The organism is Kribbella sp. NPDC051586 (assembly GCF_044453965.1).
Lineage (GTDB): Bacteria > Actinomycetota > Actinomycetes > Propionibacteriales > Kribbellaceae > Kribbella.
This window is the reverse complement of the sequence record NZ_JBITDF010000001.1, coordinates 600,184-615,008: the sequence shown is the minus strand read 5'-3', so window position 1 is coordinate 615,008 and position 14,825 is coordinate 600,184. Positions and strand designations below refer to the sequence as shown.

Sequence of the window (14,825 nt, the reverse complement as noted above, 5' to 3'; positions counted from 1 at the left end):
GCCGGTGGTGGACCGGTGTCTCGTCATGGGTGTGGTGAACGTGACGCCGGACTCGTTCTCGGACGGCGGTGAGTGGTTCGAGCCGTCCGCGGCGATCAAGCACGGGCGCGAGCTGCTCGCCGAAGGCGCCGATCTGCTCGACGTCGGCGGGGAGTCGACCCGGCCGGGCGCAGTACGGCCGTCGCCCGAAGAGGAGATCCGCCGGGTCCTGCCGGTGATCGAGACCCTCGCGGCCGAGGGCGCGATCATCTCCGTCGACACGATGCGGGCCGGGGTCGCGGAGCTGATGCTCGATGCCGGCGCCACGATGATCAACGACGTGTCCGGCGGCCAGGCCGATCCGGACATGCTCCCGCTGGTCGCGGAGCGCCGGACGCCGTACCTGTGCATGCATTGGCGCGGGCATTCGATCGACATGCAGAACCGGGCCGCGTACGACGACGTGGTGGCCGAGGTCATCGCCGAACTGGGCGAACGGCTCGAGGTGCTGCGCCAGGCCGGTATCGATCTGCACCGGGTCGCGCTCGACCCCGGGCTCGGTTTCGCGAAGAACGCGAACCACAACTGGGAGATCCTGCGCCGGTTGCGGGAATTCGCCGTACTGGAAAGACCGTTGCTGATCGGTGCGTCCCGGAAGACGTTCCTCGGTAGGCTGCTCGCCGACGAGCAGACCGGCGAACCCAGACCGGCCGTACGACGAGACGACGCGAGCGTGGCTGTTACCGCCCTGGCCGCCGCAGCGGGAGCCTGGTGTGTCCGGGCGCACGCGGTGGCGCCGAACGCGGACGCGGTCCGGGTGGCGAAGAGATGGGGAACGGTATGACGGACGGACCGCGGCAGGGCACCGGCGGCGACGGTGCACGCGGTGCGACTGTCGAGGACGTCGTACTGAACGCCAACACGGCGTTCTACAACGCGTTCGAGGCCGGCGACCTGGATCTGATGGCGGCCGTCTGGCTGCCGGAGCCGGATCCGGTCTGCATCCACCCCGGCAACGCGGCGATCTCCGGGTACGCCGAGATGATGCGCGCCTGGGCGATGATCTTCGCGAACACGCCGTACATCCAGTTCTTCCTCACCGACGTGCAGGTGCGGGTGGATGAAGACGTGGCCTACGTCACGTGTACGGAGAATGTCCTGTCGTCGGGCGAGGGTGCCCCCGAGGACGGCTTCGCGGGTGGCAAAGCACTCGCCACGAACGTTTTCCGCCGAACTTCTTCCGGCTGGCGGTTGTGGATCCACCATGCCTCCCCGGTACTGTCGTCGTCTGGGGGCCGACAGGAGGAGGCGGAATGAGCGGTCCCGTGACGATTCCGCCTGATGTGATCGAGATCCGGGGCATCCGCGGTTTCGGGCGCCACGGGGTGTTCGACCACGAGCGGGCCGACGGACAGGAGTTCGTCGTGGACGTCCGGCTGGAGCTGGACACCCGGACCGCCGCGGCCTCCGACGACCTGGCCGACACCGTGAACTACGGGGCGGTGGCCGAGCAGGTGCACCGGGCCATCGAGACCGACCCCGTGGATCTGATCGAGACCCTCGCCCAGCGCATCGCCGATCTCTGTCTCGCCGACAAGCGGGTGACAGCGACGGCGGTCACCATCCACAAACCCTCGGCGCCGATCTCGGTGCCGTTCGACGACGTTGTCCTGACCGTGCAGCGCAGAGCCGGAGAATCCTCGTGACTGAGACCCCTAGTCCACACGTCATCGACGCGGACACCCTGAGCGGTGGCCTCAAGCCGATCCGCCAGGTGATCCTGTCGCTCGGCAGCAATCTCGGCGACCGTGAGGCGAATCTGCAGGGCGCGGTCGACGCACTGCGGGACACCCCGGACGTCGTCGTTGTCGACGTCTCGCCGGTCTACGAGACCCAGCCGATCGGCGGCCCGGACGAGTCCGGCCCGTACCTGAACATCGTCCTGCTCGCGGACTCGACACTGGCCGTCGATCTGCTGCTGGAGCGCGCGCAGGCGATCGAGCAGGCCTTCGGCCGGGAGCGCAGCGTGCCGGGCGCGCCGCGGACCCTCGACGTCGACCTGATCACCTACGGGACGAAGACGATCGAGACCGAGGAGCTGACGCTGCCGCACCCGCGGGCGCACGAGCGCGCGTTCGTGCTGGCGCCTTGGCTCGACATCGAGCGGGACGCGGTCCTGCCGGGCCGCGGCCCGGTCTCGGAGCTGCTGGCCAAGGTCGGGACCGATGGCGTGACCAAGCTCGACATCGAGCTGCAGTAGTGGTGTCCGGCGGTACCGAGCCGGGCCAGGCGCCCGGGGGCGACAAGCCGGAGCCGCCGCGCCCGGGCTCGGTGCGGCCGACATCACGACGGCTGCTGATCGCGATCGCCGTACTCGGGGTCGCGATCGGCGTCACGATGGTGAAGGCGATCGAGTCCGGCGGCGGGGTCGCGCCGGCGGTGTCGTGGCTGACGCTGATCGCCTGGGGGTTCCTGGCCGCGCTGCTGTTCGCCGCCGCCCGCAACACCAACCAGCGCATCCAGGTACGCCGCGAGCGGATGGAACCGTCCCGCGCTGTGTTCCTGTTGATGATCGGGAAGGCGAGCGCGTTCGTCGGCGCGTTGTGCGCCGGTGTTTACGCAGGGTTCGCGTTAAGCTTCCTGCAGGCGATGGGCTCTTCCGGCCCTCGTAACCGTGTGATCATGGCCGGTGCGGCGGCGGTGGTCTCTGTGCTGGTCGTCACGGCCGGATTGTTGCTCGAACGCGCGTGTCGCATTCCCGAGGACCCCGACGAGACCCCCTAACATGTCGGTCCATGGGGTCAAGGGGTAGCCGCCGTCGAACCAGGACCACAGTTCTCACCGTTGCCAACGCATCTCTGATCGTTGTCTGCCTGGGCGTGAGTGTCGCGCTGTTCTCGCAGAATGCCTGGATCCTCCGGGCTGCAGCAGCCGGTGCCGCACTGGTCGCGATCGCCGGCGCTGTCCTGTTCCGTCATCAGTTGCTGGTCGAGCGGCTGGCCCATTCCGACGAGCGCGCTCAGGTCGCGCAGGAGTACTCGCGGATCACCAGCGCGCGGGTGGTCGAGAACGCGGAGTTCGTCGACCTGATGCAGCGCCGGCTGGACAAGATCGACCAGCGCCTCGACAAGATCGACGAGGAGGTCGCCACGGTCGTTGCCGCCGGCGACAAGCACTCCCAGGCCGACGCGCCGACCGTCGTAGACCTGAAGCTGCGAGGCCTGGCCGCGTCCTGAGCCGAGGCCCATACTTCGGTAATGGGGCTGGATGCGAACTACCCGGCTGTGACGATGAACGATCCGAACGGACACGTCACGGTCTACAACGAGGACCATCTGCCGATCGGGCAACTGGGTCCGACGCCGTACGAGTCGCCGTCGGTCAACGTGACGTGCCGGCGGAAGGCGTGGGAGGACCTGTACTGGTACCGCCTGCTGAATCCCGAGGGCTTCCCGTTCCCGGCCGAGGAGGCGTACGTGTCCGCGGAGGAGACGCATGAGCTGAACCCGGGTCAGCCATACCCCATCCCCGACTGCGCCTCCGGCTGCCCGATCAAGCTCGGCCAAGCCGCCGCGGTCGGCGCGCTGGCCATCGGCGGAGCCGCAGCAGCCGCCGCCTGGCGCCGCCGTAGGGCGCTGGGGACCGCCTGACGGACCCGCGGGGCCATTGGAGGGCGGTTCGACGTAGGTTCTGCGTGTGGATCTTGCGGAGTTGGTGAAGGTTGCTGAGGCTGCGGTTGAGCGTGGGCGGGTGGTGACGCAGTCGCGGGCGCCCGGGGAGTTGACGTCCAAGGGCGATCGGGACATGGCCTCCGAGGTGGACTTCGCCGTGGAGCGGGAGGTGCGGGCGTTCCTCGAGCGCGAGACCCCGGAGATCGGGGTGCTCGGCGAGGAGGAGGGCGGCGCGACCGACGGGACGCGCTGGGTGCTCGACCCCGTCGACGGGACGGTGAACTTCATCCACGGCGTACCGCTGTGGGCGATCTCGCTCGGCCTCATCCACGAAGGACGGGCCGTCGCCGGCGTGATCGACCACCCGGCTCTGGGTACGACGTACGTCGCCGCGGAGGGCCTCGGCGCCACCTGCAACGGGAAGGCGATCCGCGGCAGTGAGTGCACCGACCTCACCGAGGCGTTGGTTGCCGTGGGCGACTATGCCGTCGGGCCGAACGCCGACGCGGTGAACGCCGACCGCCTGGCCCTGACCCAGCGGCTGTACCCGCGCGTGCAGCGCCTGCGGATGATCGGTACGGCGGCGACCGCGCTCACCTGGACGGCGAACGGGTACTTCGACGCGCTGATCATGTTCTCCAACAAGCCCTGGGACACGATGGCCGGCGTGGCGATCTGCCGCGAGGCCGGTGTCACCGTCCTGGACCTGGACGGCACCGATCACGCCCCCGAGTCCCGCGGCGTCTTCGCCGTCGCGGACGGCATCCGCGAACCCCTGCAGGAACTGCTCGCAGCGAGAGGTTGACGGCATCCATGGCGACACTCGGAGTCATCGGCAGCGGGAACATCGGGTCCGTGGTGGCGTGGCTCGCCGTCGAGGCGGGCATCGAAGTGGTGATGGCGAACTCCCGCGGCCCGGAGAGCCTGGCGGACAAGGTCCGCGACCTCCGCGTCCGGGCAGGGACCGTCGACGAGGCCGCGCGAGCGGGCGACTGCGTCCTCGTCACCATTCCGCTCGGCCGGTACGCCGAACTCCCGGTGGAGCCGTTCGCGGGCAAGGTCGTGCTGGACACGATGAACTACTACCCGCACCGCGACGGCCGGATCGATCGGCTCGACCGCGAGGACGCGACGACCGCACAGCTGCTGCAGGAACACTTGCCCGAAGCCCACACCGTGAAGGCGTTCAACAACATCAGCGCCCGCAACATCGTCACCCTGGCGAGGCCCGCCGACGCCCCGGATCGCAGCGCGCTGCCGATCGCCGGTGACGACGCGGACGCGAAGGCCGCGGCGACCGTCCTGATCCAGACACTGGGGTTCGACGTGGTCGACGTCGGTCCGCTGAGCGAGAGCTGGCGGTTCGAGCCGGAGACGGCGGCCTACGTGACGCCGTACCTGTCGAAGGCGACCACAGCGAAGGAGCGGGCCGCCGGGCATGCCGATCCGGGCAAGCCGCTGCCGGTGGCCGCGCTCGTCCAGCTGATCGCGGGCGCGCACCGCCCGCCGGTGGCCGGGCGCGAGTTCTGACGCGCTACTTGTCGATGTCGCCGACGACGAAGAACATGCTGCCGAGGATCGCGATCATGTCCGGGATCATCGTGCCGGGCAGCAACGCGGGGAGCGCGGAGATGTTGTTGAAGCTGGCCGAGCGGAGCTTGAGCCGCCACGGCGTCTTGTCGCCGCGGGAGACCAGGTAGTAGCCGTTGATGCCCAGCGGGCTCTCGGTCCAGGCGTACGTCTGGCCCTCGGGCACCTTGAGGATCTTCGGCAGCCGGACGTTCACCGGGCCGGCCGGCAGTGCGGACAACTTGTCGAGGCACGCGTCGACCAGGTCGAGTGAGACCTTCACCTGCTCGAGCAGCACCGAGAAGCGGGCGAAGCAGTCACCCTCGGGGCGGGTGACGACGCGGAGTACGTCCTGCAGGTCGCCGTACGCCAGGTAGGGCTCGTCGCGGCGCAGGTCCGCGTCGACCCCGGAGGCGCGGGCGATCGGGCCGGAGACGCCGTACTGCACGACGAGCTCGGGAGCGAGCTTGCCGACGCCGACCGTCCGGGCCCGGAAGATCTCGTTGCCGAGGATGATCTCCTCGATGTCGGGCAGCCGCTTGCGGACCGCGGCGGAGGCGGCGGACGCGCGGCCGAGCCAGCCGTACGGCAGGTCCTCCTTGAGACCGCCGACCCGGTTGAACATGTAGTGCATCCGGCCGCCGGACAGCTCCTCCATCACCGCCTGGATCGTCTCTCGCTCGCGGAAGGCGTAGAACACCGGCGTGATCGCGCCGAGCTCCAGCGGGTACGAGCCGAGGAACATCAGGTGGTTCAGCACCCGGTTCAGCTCGGCGAGCAGGGTCCGCAGCCAGACCGCTCGGTCCGGCACCTCGAGTCCCATCATCCGCTCGACCGCGATGACGACGCCGAGCTCGTTCGCGAACGCCGACAGCCAGTCGTGCCGGTTCGCCAGCACGATGATCTGCCGGTAGTCGCGGACCTCGAACAGCTTCTCCGCGCCGCGGTGCATGTAGCCGATGATCGGCTCGCAGCTCACGATCCGCTCGCCGTCGAGCGTGAGCCGCAGCCGCAGTACACCGTGGGTCGCCGGGTGCTGCGGACCGATGTTGAGCACCATGTCGGTGGTCGGCAGGTCCGATCCGGCCCCACCACGCTCATAGGCAGGGTCGAATCCCGCAGCTCCGGCCCCGACTCCGACGACTCTTTCGGTGCTCATGCCCTCTATCGTGACAGGCTGGGGCTGTGGATGATCTCTTCGCACCCTCGGATGTCAGTTGGACGCCGGTCTCGCCCAAGCTGGCCACGCTGCGCCGGCTGAACGCGTCGATCGTGGCGGGACTGGTCGCGATCGCGGCGTTGCTGGCGCTCGGACTGACGCTGGGCTGGCTGTACGGCGTGCTCGCGGTGGTCGTGATCGCGCTGGCGCTGGCGTGGGCCTGGGTCCTGATCGGCCGGAACCAGCGGTCCTGGAAGTACGCCGAGCGCGAGGACGAGCTGCTGGTCACCCACGGGATCATGTTCCGCGAGCTGGTCGTCGTACCGTACGGCCGGATGCAGTTCGTCGACGTGACCGCCGGGCCGCTGGAGCGCGCGTACGGGATGGCCACCGTCGAGCTGCACACGGCCACGCCGGCCACCGACGCCAAGATCCCGGGGCTGCACCCCGACGAGGCCGGGCGGCTGCGTGACCGGCTGTCCGCCCTCGGCCAGGCGCAGGCGTGGGGCCTGTGACCGGACAGACTCAGGACACCGCCGAGGTCATCGGGCAGCGGCTCCACCCGCTGACCCCGTTCGTCAAGGGCTGGGGGTACTTCGTCGTCGCGGCCGTCGCACTGGTCAACAACGAGGGCCTGCGGCAGAACCTGACGTTCGCCGGCATCGGTCTGGCCGCGGTCCTCGTCGGAGGCATCCTGCTCGGCACACTGTCCTGGTGGTTCACCAAATGGCAGCTGACCGGCGACGCGATCCGCGTGGACAGCGGGTTCCTGTTCCGGCGGACCCGGATCATCCGGTTCGACCGGATCCAGGCGATCGACGTCGCGCAGCCGTTCGTGGCGCGCCTGTTCGGCATGGCCGAGCTGCGGATGGACGTCGCCGGCGGCGGCAAGAGCGACGGCAAGCTGAGCTACTTCAGGTACGACGAGGCGCAAGAGCTCCGTACGACGCTGCTGGTGCGCGCCAAGGGCCAGCAGGCCGCCGAGCAGCAGGAGAGCGAGCAGCAGGCCGAGGCGGAGGCTCCGCCGCTGCTGACGGTCCCGACCACCCGTCTGCTCGGTGCGACTCTGCTGTCGTCGACCGTCGTCGGTAGTGCCGGCGCACTGATCTGGTTGATCGTCGCGACCATGGTGCTGAACTTCCACATCGGTCTGTTCGCCGGTCTGCCGCTGCTGCTCGGTGTGGTGCAGCCGATCTGGAAGCAGGTCGTCGGCAACCACGGATTCACCCTGTCCGACACCAACCACGGCCTGCGGACCAAGCGCGGGCTGTTCGACGTACAGCGGCAGACGATCCCGCCGGGCCGCGTGCAGGGCCTGCTGATCACCGAGCCGCTGATCTGGCGGCTGATCGGCTGGTCCCGGGTCGAGCTGGACATCGCGGGCGTGGCCGGTCAGAAGGAGGACGGCGACAACGATCACGAGGGTGCACAGCTGCTACCGGTCGGAGAGCGGACCGAGGTGGCCTACGTGCTCTCCCGCGTGCTGCCCGGGTTCGACCTGGCCGGCATCCAGATGCATGTCGCGCCGGAGCAGGCGAAGTGGCTCCGTCCGATCGGCTGGCGCTACCTGACGTACGGCGTCGACGACCAGGTCATGGTCACGACGCGGGGCTGGGTGAGCCGCCGTACGTCGATCGTGCTGCACCACAAGACGCAGTCGGTGCGGATGGAGCAGGGCCCGCTGCAGCGCCGCCTGGGACTGGCCGACGTGCATGTGGACACACCACTCGGGCCGACCGACGCCATCGCGCTGCACCGCGACCAGGTCGAGGCTGCGGCGCTGGTGCAGGCTCAGTCGGACAGGGCGCGCGAAGCACGCCGTACGGTGTCCGCGCCGATCGCTGTCCAGACCCAGCCGAACCCACCGAGCCCGGACGGGTCCAGCAGCTCCGCGGCCTCACCTGCCGAGGACAGCTCGGACAGGTAGCGCATCGGCTCGGTCTGAGCCAGCTCGAGCGGCGGGCGGGTCGCGCTGAGGCCCAGGGCTCGCAGTGCGTCGCGTTGGCTCACGACTGTGCCGCCGAGCGAGTCCAGGGCGACGTGGGCAGTGATGTCGCAGGTGCCGTCGGGTGTGGGCTCGCACTCGCGGCCGGACCGGAAGCCCGTGAGGGTTCCGTACGGCGGCCTGGTCGACGTGGTGTGTCCGTAGTCGATGGCGATCGCGAGACTCCCGCCGGTCAGTCGATCCACGACGGTGGCCCAGGACTGATCACGCGGAGTGCCGATCTCAGCCCGATCTCCTGGGGCGCCGGGCCACCAGCGTTCGAGCCACGCCAGGTCGTTGCCTTTGACAATCGATCCTGGAGTCAGGTCGGCGAGCAGGTAATGCGGAATGCCTCCCTCGTCCCACTCGACCACTTCGCACGGGACGTTGTCGAGCCACTCGTTGGCGATCACCAAACCGCTCAGCCGCTCGGGGAGCTCGTCGTCCAGTTCGATGTCCAGGACGGTCAGACCCTCGGCCCGCAGTACCTTGCCCAGCTCGCCCGAGCCGGCGCCGATGTCGACGACCTGGTCCAGTTCGAGCAGGTGAGCGAGGCGGGCGACGGCCTGTCCGAAGCGGGGCGATGCGTGCACCGACGTACGGAAATGCGCGGACGGGCGCTCCCGCCGGTAGAAGCCGTCGGGGCCGTAGAGCGCTGTCTCCCACGCCTCCCGGAAGGTGGTCATGCTCCCAGCGCGACAGTCGCGAACCGACGCCATACGCCGTCGTCGAGTCCCTCGCGCCACAACCCGAGCTCGGTCAGCTGCACCGTCGGGGCGGGTGTCGCGGCCAGAGCCGCGTTTGCCTCGGCGACGACGGCCGGACCGCCCTGGGTGGACGACGAGATGGTCAGGTGCGGGTGTGCGTCGGGGAACTCACCGCCATACGGCGGGCACTCGGGGAAGGCCGCGAAGACGCGGTGGAGCAGTGACCGGACGGTGTCGAACGGCTCCGGCTTCAGCCAGGCAGTGCCGTTCGGGAACTGACCAGCCGTCGGGAAGCTGAGCTCGAAAGGTTCGATGGACGAGACAGCAGTCCGTAGGCGAGCGATGTCGGCGTCGCTGGGTTCGGCGACCCAGGGGACCAGCACAGTCACGTGCGGTGGGATCAGCTCTGTCAGTGGAACCTGTGGCCGAGCCGTCGACCGTGACACCGAACGCCAACGATCGGTGTACGCCGCCAGCTCGGGCACTGTGATCAGAATCGCGGTCAATCCGCTCCGTGCTGCCCACGCATCGCTCACCCGCACATGGTCTCATCACCTACTCTGGCAAGTAGATCGTCTGGTACCCCGCGCGGGACTGGAACGAGAAGAGAGTGAGTGATGGAACGGATCGGCTTGATCGGAGCCGGCCGGGCCGGGACCGCCGTGGGAGCAGCCTTGGCGGCAGCCGGGCATCGGTTGGTCGGAGTCACTGCGCGTTCGGACGCGTCCAGGGACCGCGCTGCGCGCCTTCTGCCCGCCGTGCCGGTGCTGACCGCCGACGAGGTCACCGCCGGCGCCGACGTCGTACTGGTCGCCGTACCGGACGACCTGATCCAGGACGTCGCGCAGACGCTGCCGTTGACCAGCGCGCAGTACGTCGTGCATCTGTCCGGAGCGCACGGACTGGCCCCGCTGTCCGGGCTGGCCGCGACACCTGTCGCGCTGCATCCCTCGATGACCTTTCCCGGCGGTCTGGTGCCGCTGGACAACGTCATGTTCACGGCGACCGCTCCCGACGCGGCCAGGCCCGTCGTAGAGCGGCTGGTGAAGTCGCTGGGGGCGCAGGTCCAGTGGGTGGCCGACGAGCAGCGAGCGCGGTACCACGCGGGTCTCGCGCACGGTGCCAACCACCTGACCACGTTGATCTCCCAGGCGGTCGGCGTACTGCGGGAGGCCGGCGTGGCGGATCCGGTGGCGACGCTGCAGCCGTTGCTGGCCGCAACCCTCGACAACACGCTGCGATCCGGTCATCATGCGCTCACCGGGCCGATCGCCCGCGGCGATGTCGACACGGTGGCAGCACATCTGACAGCACTACGGGTACTGCGGGACCGCACGGCGACGACGTACGCCGAGCTGGCCCGCGCGACGGTGGAGATGGCGGTGGCGGACGGGCGGCTGGACGCGGAGACAGCAGGTCGCTTCGCCGAAGTGCTGGACGGGCACCGGGCAGGGGTCCCAGGGCAGGATCGGACAGGGGAGACACCGGGATGAGACTCACCCAGACCAAGGCCGAACTGCGAGCGGCGGCCGCGATCCGGCCCCGGGCGGTCGTGATGACGATGGGCGCCCTGCACGAAGGGCATGCCGCGCTGCTGGCCGAGGCCCGCGAGCGGGTCGGACCGGACGGCAGCGTGGTGCTGACGATCTTCGTGAACCCGTTGCAGTTCGGGCCGTCGGAGGACTTCGACCGGTACCCGCGGACGCTGGCCAGCGACCTGGCGATCGCGAAGAACGAGGGCGTCGACCTGGTCTTCAACCCGTCGCGCGACGAGCTGTACCCGAACGAGCCGTCGATCACCGTCCACCCTGGCCCGTTGGCGGACGAGCTCGAGGGGGTGTTCCGCCCGGGCCACTTCTCCGGCGTACTGACCGTGGTGTCGAAGCTGCTGCACCTGACCGCACCGGATCTCGCGCTGTTCGGCGAGAAGGACTACCAGCAGCTGACGCTGATCCGCGAGATGGTGTGCGACCTGGACATGGACGTCGACATCGTGCCGGTGGCGACCGTGCGGGAGCCGGACGGTCTGGCGATGTCCTCACGCAACCGGTACCTGAGCGAGACCGAGCGTGACGAGGCGCTGGTGCTGTACCGCGCGCTGAGCGCCGGTGCGAAGGCGGGGATGAACGGGCCGGACGCGGTGATGACCGCGGCGCAGGCCGAGCTGGAGGCGGTTCCGTCGGTGAAGATCGACTACCTGGCTCTCCGCGCGCCTGATCTGGGTCCGGTGATCGGCCCCGGCGAGGCCCGCATGCTGATCGCGGCCAGGGTCGGCCTGACCCGTCTCATTGACAACATTTCCATCACCCTGCGATGAGATCGGTTGATACGGTCGCCGAATGACAGTGCTGATGCCGCGACTCCGTCGCGGCGGGTCATGGGGCTGTGACTCCCGGCCTTCCCTCGTCGCTCCGGTCGCTTCGCTCCCTGCGCTCCTCAGTCCAGGCCGGGAGGCCCCATGACCGCACCCGCAGTCCCGCAACGTTTGGCCGCCGCCGAGCCTGGCTGGACCGACTCCGTCGACGTGGTGGTGATCGGCTCGGGCGTTGCCGGGCTGTCCGCTGCGTTGAAGGCGCGTGAGCTGGGCTCCGTGCTCGTGGTGACCAAGGACGTTGTCGCGTCCGGCTCCACGCAGTGGGCGCAGGGCGGGATTGCCGCCGCGCTCGACCCGGAGGACTCGCCCGAGGAACACCTGCACGACACGCTGGTCGCGGGCGCCGGTCTCAGCGATCCGGAAGCTGTGCGAGTGCTGGTCACCGAGGGACCGGACGCCGTTCGCGACCTGATGGAGCTGGGTGCGCGGTTCGACACGCTGGCCGACGGGGAGATCTCGCTCGGCCGCGAGGGCGGGCACCACCGCAACCGCATCGCCCACGCCGGCGGCGACGCGACCGGCGCGGAGATCGAGCGGGCGCTGGTCGCCGCGGTCAAGCAGGCCAAGGACATCCGGCTCATCGAGCACGCTCTGGTCCTCGACCTGCTCACGGCCGAGGAGGGCGGGATCGCGGGCGTCACCCTGCACGTCATGGGTGAGGGACAGCTCGACGGTGTCGGCGCGATTCGCACCCGGGCCGTCGTCCTCGCCTCCGGCGGTCTCGGACAGTTGTACGCGGCAACCACCAACCCGAGCGTGTCGACCGGCGACGGCATGGCGCTGGCGTTGCGGGCCGGGGCGAAGGTGCGCGACCTGGAGTTCATCCAGTTCCACCCCACGGTGCTCTGGCTGGGCAAGAGCGCGAAGGGCCAGCAACCGTTGGTGTCCGAGGCGGTCCGCGGCGAGGGCGCGTTCCTGGTCGACCACACCGGCAAGCGGTTCATGCAGGGCCGGCACGAGCTCGCCGATCTCGCACCGCGCGACATCGTGGCGAAGGCGATCATGCGCCAGATGCTTGCCGCTGGCAAGGACCACGTCTACCTGGACGCCCGGCACTTCGGCGACGAGAAGTGGCGGGTCCGGTTCCCGACCATCCTGGCGTCCTGCCGCTCGCACGGTATCGACCCGGTACGCGAGCTGATCCCGGTCGCGCCGGCCTGCCACTACTCGTCCGGCGGCGTGTGGACCGACCTCGACGGTCAGACCTCGGTGCCCGGCCTGTACGCGTGCGGTGAGGTCGCCTGCACCGGCGTACACGGCGCCAACCGCCTCGCGTCGAACTCGTTGCTGGAGGGCCTCGTGTTCGCCCGCCGGATCGCCGCGCACCTCGCGCGCGGCCTGCCCGAGCAGCGCGAGCCGGTCGTCGACCCCCGTACGCCGGGCCTCGTCGACGCGGACGTCGTACCGGAGCTGCAGCAGGCGATGACCGTCGGCGCCGGGGTGATCCGGAGCGCGGCCGGTCTGTCCGAGGCGGGCGCGGCGATCGGCAAGCTGATCGAGCAGCCGGCCGGCGAGCCGGGTACGCCGGGATGGGAGGCGACCAACCTGGTCACGGTGGCGTCCGCGCTGCTGGCCGCCGCGACCGCCCGCGAAGAAAGCCGTGGCGCGCACTGGCGCGAGGACCACCCGGATCGCGATGATCTGCACTGGTCCGGCAGTCTGGACCTGACGCTGCCTGCTTTGGCCGAGCGCGCTGTGCCGCAGGCCACGTTCGTTCCCCACGTTTCCGAGGAGAATCATCGGCATGGATGAGACAGTCGACCGGCAGTGGGTCGTTGACCTCGTGCGGGCCACCATCGAGGAGGACCTGGCCGGGGGAGTCGACGTGACCACCACGTCCACAGTCGACCCGGACCAGATCTCGGTCGCCGAGCTGATCGCGCGGACCGACGGCGTGGTGGCCGGGCTGGAGATCGCGGAGCTGGTGCTGCGGCTGGTTGCCGCCCCGGACGAGCTCGAGATCGAGCACTCCGTTCGCGACGGCGCGTCCGTGCAGGCCGGCGCCGTACTGATGACCGTCCGCGGCAAGACCCGGCAACTGCTCACCGCGGAGCGCACCACGCTCAATCTGCTGTGCCATCTGAGTGGTGTCGCCACCCTGACCCGGCGCTGGGTGGACGCGGTCGCGGGCACCGGCGCGGTCATCCGCGACACCCGCAAGACGATGCCGCTGCTGCGCTCCCTGGAGAAGTACGCCGTCCGCTGCGGCGGCGGCAAGAACCACCGGATGGCGCTGTCCGATGCCGCCCTGATCAAGGACAACCACGTCATCGCGGCCGGCGGGGTCGCGGAGGCGTTCAGGTTGGTGCGCAAGGCGTACCCGGAGATCTCGATCGAGGTGGAGGTCGATTCGGTCGACGACGCGCTGATAGCGGTGGAGGCCGGCGCGGACCTGATCCTGCTGGACAACATGGACGTCCCGCTGCTGCGGGAAGCGGTCGAGAAGGTCGGCGGCCGGGCGCGGCTCGAGGCCTCGGGCGGACTGACGCTCGACAAGGCGCGGGCGGTTGCCGAGACCGGGGTCGACTTCCTCGCGGTCGGCGCGTTGACGCACTCGGCGCCGGTCCTCGATATCGCCCTGGATCTCAGGGAGTCCTGATGTTGCTGGCCGTCGCCGTCGAGAACACCAGGACGCTGGTCGGCCTGGTGTTCGAGGGCACGGTCAAGCGGCATTGGTGGGTGGGCACCGACCCACGGCGTACGGCGGACGAGTGGGCCGTGCTGCTGCAGGGCCTGCTCGCCGGTGAGTCGCCGGTGTCCGGGATCGCGGTCTGCTCCGCCGAGCCGCATGTGCTGCACGAGCTGCGGGACGTCGTCTCGCGCTACTACCAGGACGTGCCGAGCGTCGTGGTCGAGCCGGGCGTGAAGACCGGCCTGCCGGTGCTGGTCGACAACCCGCGTGAGGTCGGCACCGACCGGATCGCGAACGCGCTCGCCGCCGTGCACAGGTACGGCGCGCCCTGCCTGGTCGTCGATGTCGGTACGGCGATCACGATCGACGTGGTCAACCCGGCCGGCGCCTTCATCGGCGGAGTGATTGCCCCAGGCATCGAAACCGCGACCGACGCGCTCGGGTACGCCGCCGCGCAGCTGCGCCGGGTCGAGCTGGTCCGGCCGCGGTCGGTGGTCGCGAAGAACACCGTTGAGGCCCTGCAGTCCGGTGCGATCCACGGCTTCGCCGCGCTGGTCGACGGTCTGGTCGCCCGGATCCGGACCGAGCAGTCTCTGAACGCGGAGAGTCCCGTCGTCCTCACCGGCGCGCTGGCGCCGGTCCTGATCGGCCAGCTGACGACGCCGGTTCGCGACGAACCGTTGCTGACACTGCACGGTCTGTACCAGGCGTACGCCCGGAATCACAGCTGAGACTATTGACCTCTTGTGC

General features: G+C 69.7%; 18 protein-coding genes and 1 pseudogene. 16 read left to right on the top strand and 3 right to left on the bottom strand.

Annotated features, from left to right (window positions below; all coding sequences use genetic code 11):
- The first annotated feature begins 25 nt into the window (after positions 1 to 25).
- The 9 genes from folP (at position 26) to ACIA58_RS03075 (ending at position 5,180) form a co-directional block, all read left to right on the top strand.
- Positions 26 to 823 carry a dihydropteroate synthase gene (gene folP / locus ACIA58_RS03115; RefSeq protein ID WP_396403301.1) on the top strand — a complete coding sequence of 266 codons (798 nt, stop codon included), beginning with the start codon at positions 26 to 28 and terminating at the stop codon, positions 821 to 823.
- Positions 820 to 1,296: a nuclear transport factor 2 family protein gene (locus ACIA58_RS03110; RefSeq protein ID WP_233714907.1), complete on the top strand. Its 477-nt coding sequence runs from the start codon at positions 820 to 822 to the stop codon at positions 1,294 to 1,296. Before folP ends, ACIA58_RS03110 begins: the two co-directional genes overlap by 4 nt.
- On the top strand, positions 1,293 to 1,685 hold the full coding sequence (folB, locus tag ACIA58_RS03105) for a dihydroneopterin aldolase (protein ID WP_396401924.1): 393 nt from the start codon (positions 1,293 to 1,295) through the stop codon (positions 1,683 to 1,685). The genes ACIA58_RS03110 and folB overlap by 4 nt, the downstream gene beginning before the upstream one ends.
- On the top strand, positions 1,682 to 2,239 hold the full coding sequence (gene folK, locus ACIA58_RS03100; protein WP_396401923.1) for a 2-amino-4-hydroxy-6-hydroxymethyldihydropteridine diphosphokinase: 558 nt from the start codon (positions 1,682 to 1,684) through the stop codon (positions 2,237 to 2,239). The genes folB and folK overlap by 4 nt, the downstream gene beginning before the upstream one ends.
- Positions 2,240 to 2,241: 2 nt before the next feature.
- A complete protein-coding gene (locus tag ACIA58_RS03095; RefSeq protein WP_396401922.1) occupies positions 2,242 to 2,763 on the top strand; it encodes a DUF3180 domain-containing protein in 522 nt (173 codons plus the stop codon).
- 95 nt (positions 2,764 to 2,858) lie between these two features.
- A complete protein-coding gene (locus tag ACIA58_RS03090; protein WP_396401921.1) occupies positions 2,859 to 3,215 on the top strand; it encodes a hypothetical protein in 357 nt (118 codons plus the stop codon).
- Positions 3,216 to 3,236: 21 nt separating this feature from the next.
- On the top strand, positions 3,237 to 3,629 hold the full coding sequence (locus ACIA58_RS03085) for a hypothetical protein (RefSeq protein WP_396401920.1): 393 nt from the start codon (positions 3,237 to 3,239) through the stop codon (positions 3,627 to 3,629).
- Between the two features lie 46 nt (positions 3,630 to 3,675).
- Positions 3,676 to 4,455, top strand: coding sequence for an inositol monophosphatase family protein (locus ACIA58_RS03080; RefSeq protein ID WP_396401919.1), 780 nt, complete (start codon positions 3,676 to 3,678; stop codon positions 4,453 to 4,455).
- 8 nt (positions 4,456 to 4,463) lie between these two features.
- Positions 4,464 to 5,180, top strand: a complete 717-nt coding sequence (locus ACIA58_RS03075) for an NADPH-dependent F420 reductase (protein ID WP_396401918.1) — start codon at positions 4,464 to 4,466, stop codon at positions 5,178 to 5,180.
- Between the two features lie 4 nt (positions 5,181 to 5,184).
- Here the strand turns inward: ACIA58_RS03075 and ACIA58_RS03070 are convergent, their stop codons facing one another.
- On the bottom strand, positions 5,185 to 6,378 hold the full coding sequence (locus ACIA58_RS03070) for an NADH-quinone oxidoreductase subunit D (RefSeq protein ID WP_396401917.1): 1,194 nt from the start codon (positions 6,376 to 6,378) through the stop codon (positions 5,185 to 5,187).
- 26 nt (positions 6,379 to 6,404) lie between these two features.
- On the opposite strand from ACIA58_RS03070, the gene ACIA58_RS03065 reads away from it, so the two are divergent.
- On the top strand, positions 6,405 to 6,893 hold the full coding sequence (locus tag ACIA58_RS03065) for a PH domain-containing protein (protein WP_396401916.1): 489 nt from the start codon (positions 6,405 to 6,407) through the stop codon (positions 6,891 to 6,893).
- On the top strand, positions 6,890 to 8,305 hold the full coding sequence (locus ACIA58_RS03060) for a PH domain-containing protein (RefSeq protein ID WP_396401915.1): 1,416 nt from the start codon (positions 6,890 to 6,892) through the stop codon (positions 8,303 to 8,305). The genes ACIA58_RS03065 and ACIA58_RS03060 overlap by 4 nt, the downstream gene beginning before the upstream one ends.
- 101 nt (positions 8,306 to 8,406) lie before the next feature.
- Here the strand turns inward: ACIA58_RS03060 and ACIA58_RS03055 are convergent.
- Together ACIA58_RS03055 and ACIA58_RS03050 are read right to left on the bottom strand one after the other, a co-directional pair.
- Positions 8,407 to 9,048 (bottom strand): annotated as a pseudogene (locus ACIA58_RS03055) (SAM-dependent methyltransferase); the annotation flags it as partial.
- Positions 9,045 to 9,605: a 2'-5' RNA ligase family protein gene (locus ACIA58_RS03050; RefSeq protein WP_396401914.1), complete on the bottom strand. Its 561-nt coding sequence runs from the start codon at positions 9,603 to 9,605 to the stop codon at positions 9,045 to 9,047. The gene ACIA58_RS03050 and the pseudogene ACIA58_RS03055, both read right to left, overlap by 4 nt.
- 81 nt (positions 9,606 to 9,686) lie before the next feature.
- Here ACIA58_RS03050 and ACIA58_RS03045 point away from each other — a divergent pair, with 81 nt between their 5' ends.
- From ACIA58_RS03045 to ACIA58_RS03025, 5 genes are all read left to right on the top strand, one after another.
- A complete protein-coding gene (locus ACIA58_RS03045) occupies positions 9,687 to 10,562 on the top strand; it encodes a Rossmann-like and DUF2520 domain-containing protein (protein ID WP_396401913.1) in 876 nt (291 codons plus the stop codon).
- A complete protein-coding gene (panC, locus tag ACIA58_RS03040) occupies positions 10,559 to 11,386 on the top strand; it encodes a pantoate--beta-alanine ligase (protein WP_396401912.1) in 828 nt (275 codons plus the stop codon). Before ACIA58_RS03045 ends, panC begins: the two co-directional genes overlap by 4 nt.
- Before the next feature lie 141 nt (positions 11,387 to 11,527).
- Positions 11,528 to 13,195 carry an L-aspartate oxidase gene (locus tag ACIA58_RS03035; protein ID WP_396401911.1) on the top strand — a complete coding sequence of 556 codons (1,668 nt, stop codon included), beginning with the start codon at positions 11,528 to 11,530 and terminating at the stop codon, positions 13,193 to 13,195.
- Positions 13,188 to 14,042, top strand: coding sequence for a carboxylating nicotinate-nucleotide diphosphorylase (nadC, locus tag ACIA58_RS03030; protein WP_396401910.1), 855 nt, complete (start codon positions 13,188 to 13,190; stop codon positions 14,040 to 14,042). Before ACIA58_RS03035 ends, nadC begins: the two co-directional genes overlap by 8 nt.
- On the top strand, positions 14,042 to 14,806 hold the full coding sequence (locus ACIA58_RS03025) for a type III pantothenate kinase (RefSeq protein ID WP_396401909.1): 765 nt from the start codon (positions 14,042 to 14,044) through the stop codon (positions 14,804 to 14,806). The genes nadC and ACIA58_RS03025 overlap by 1 nt, the downstream gene beginning before the upstream one ends.
- Positions 14,807 to 14,825 lie beyond the last annotated feature (19 nt).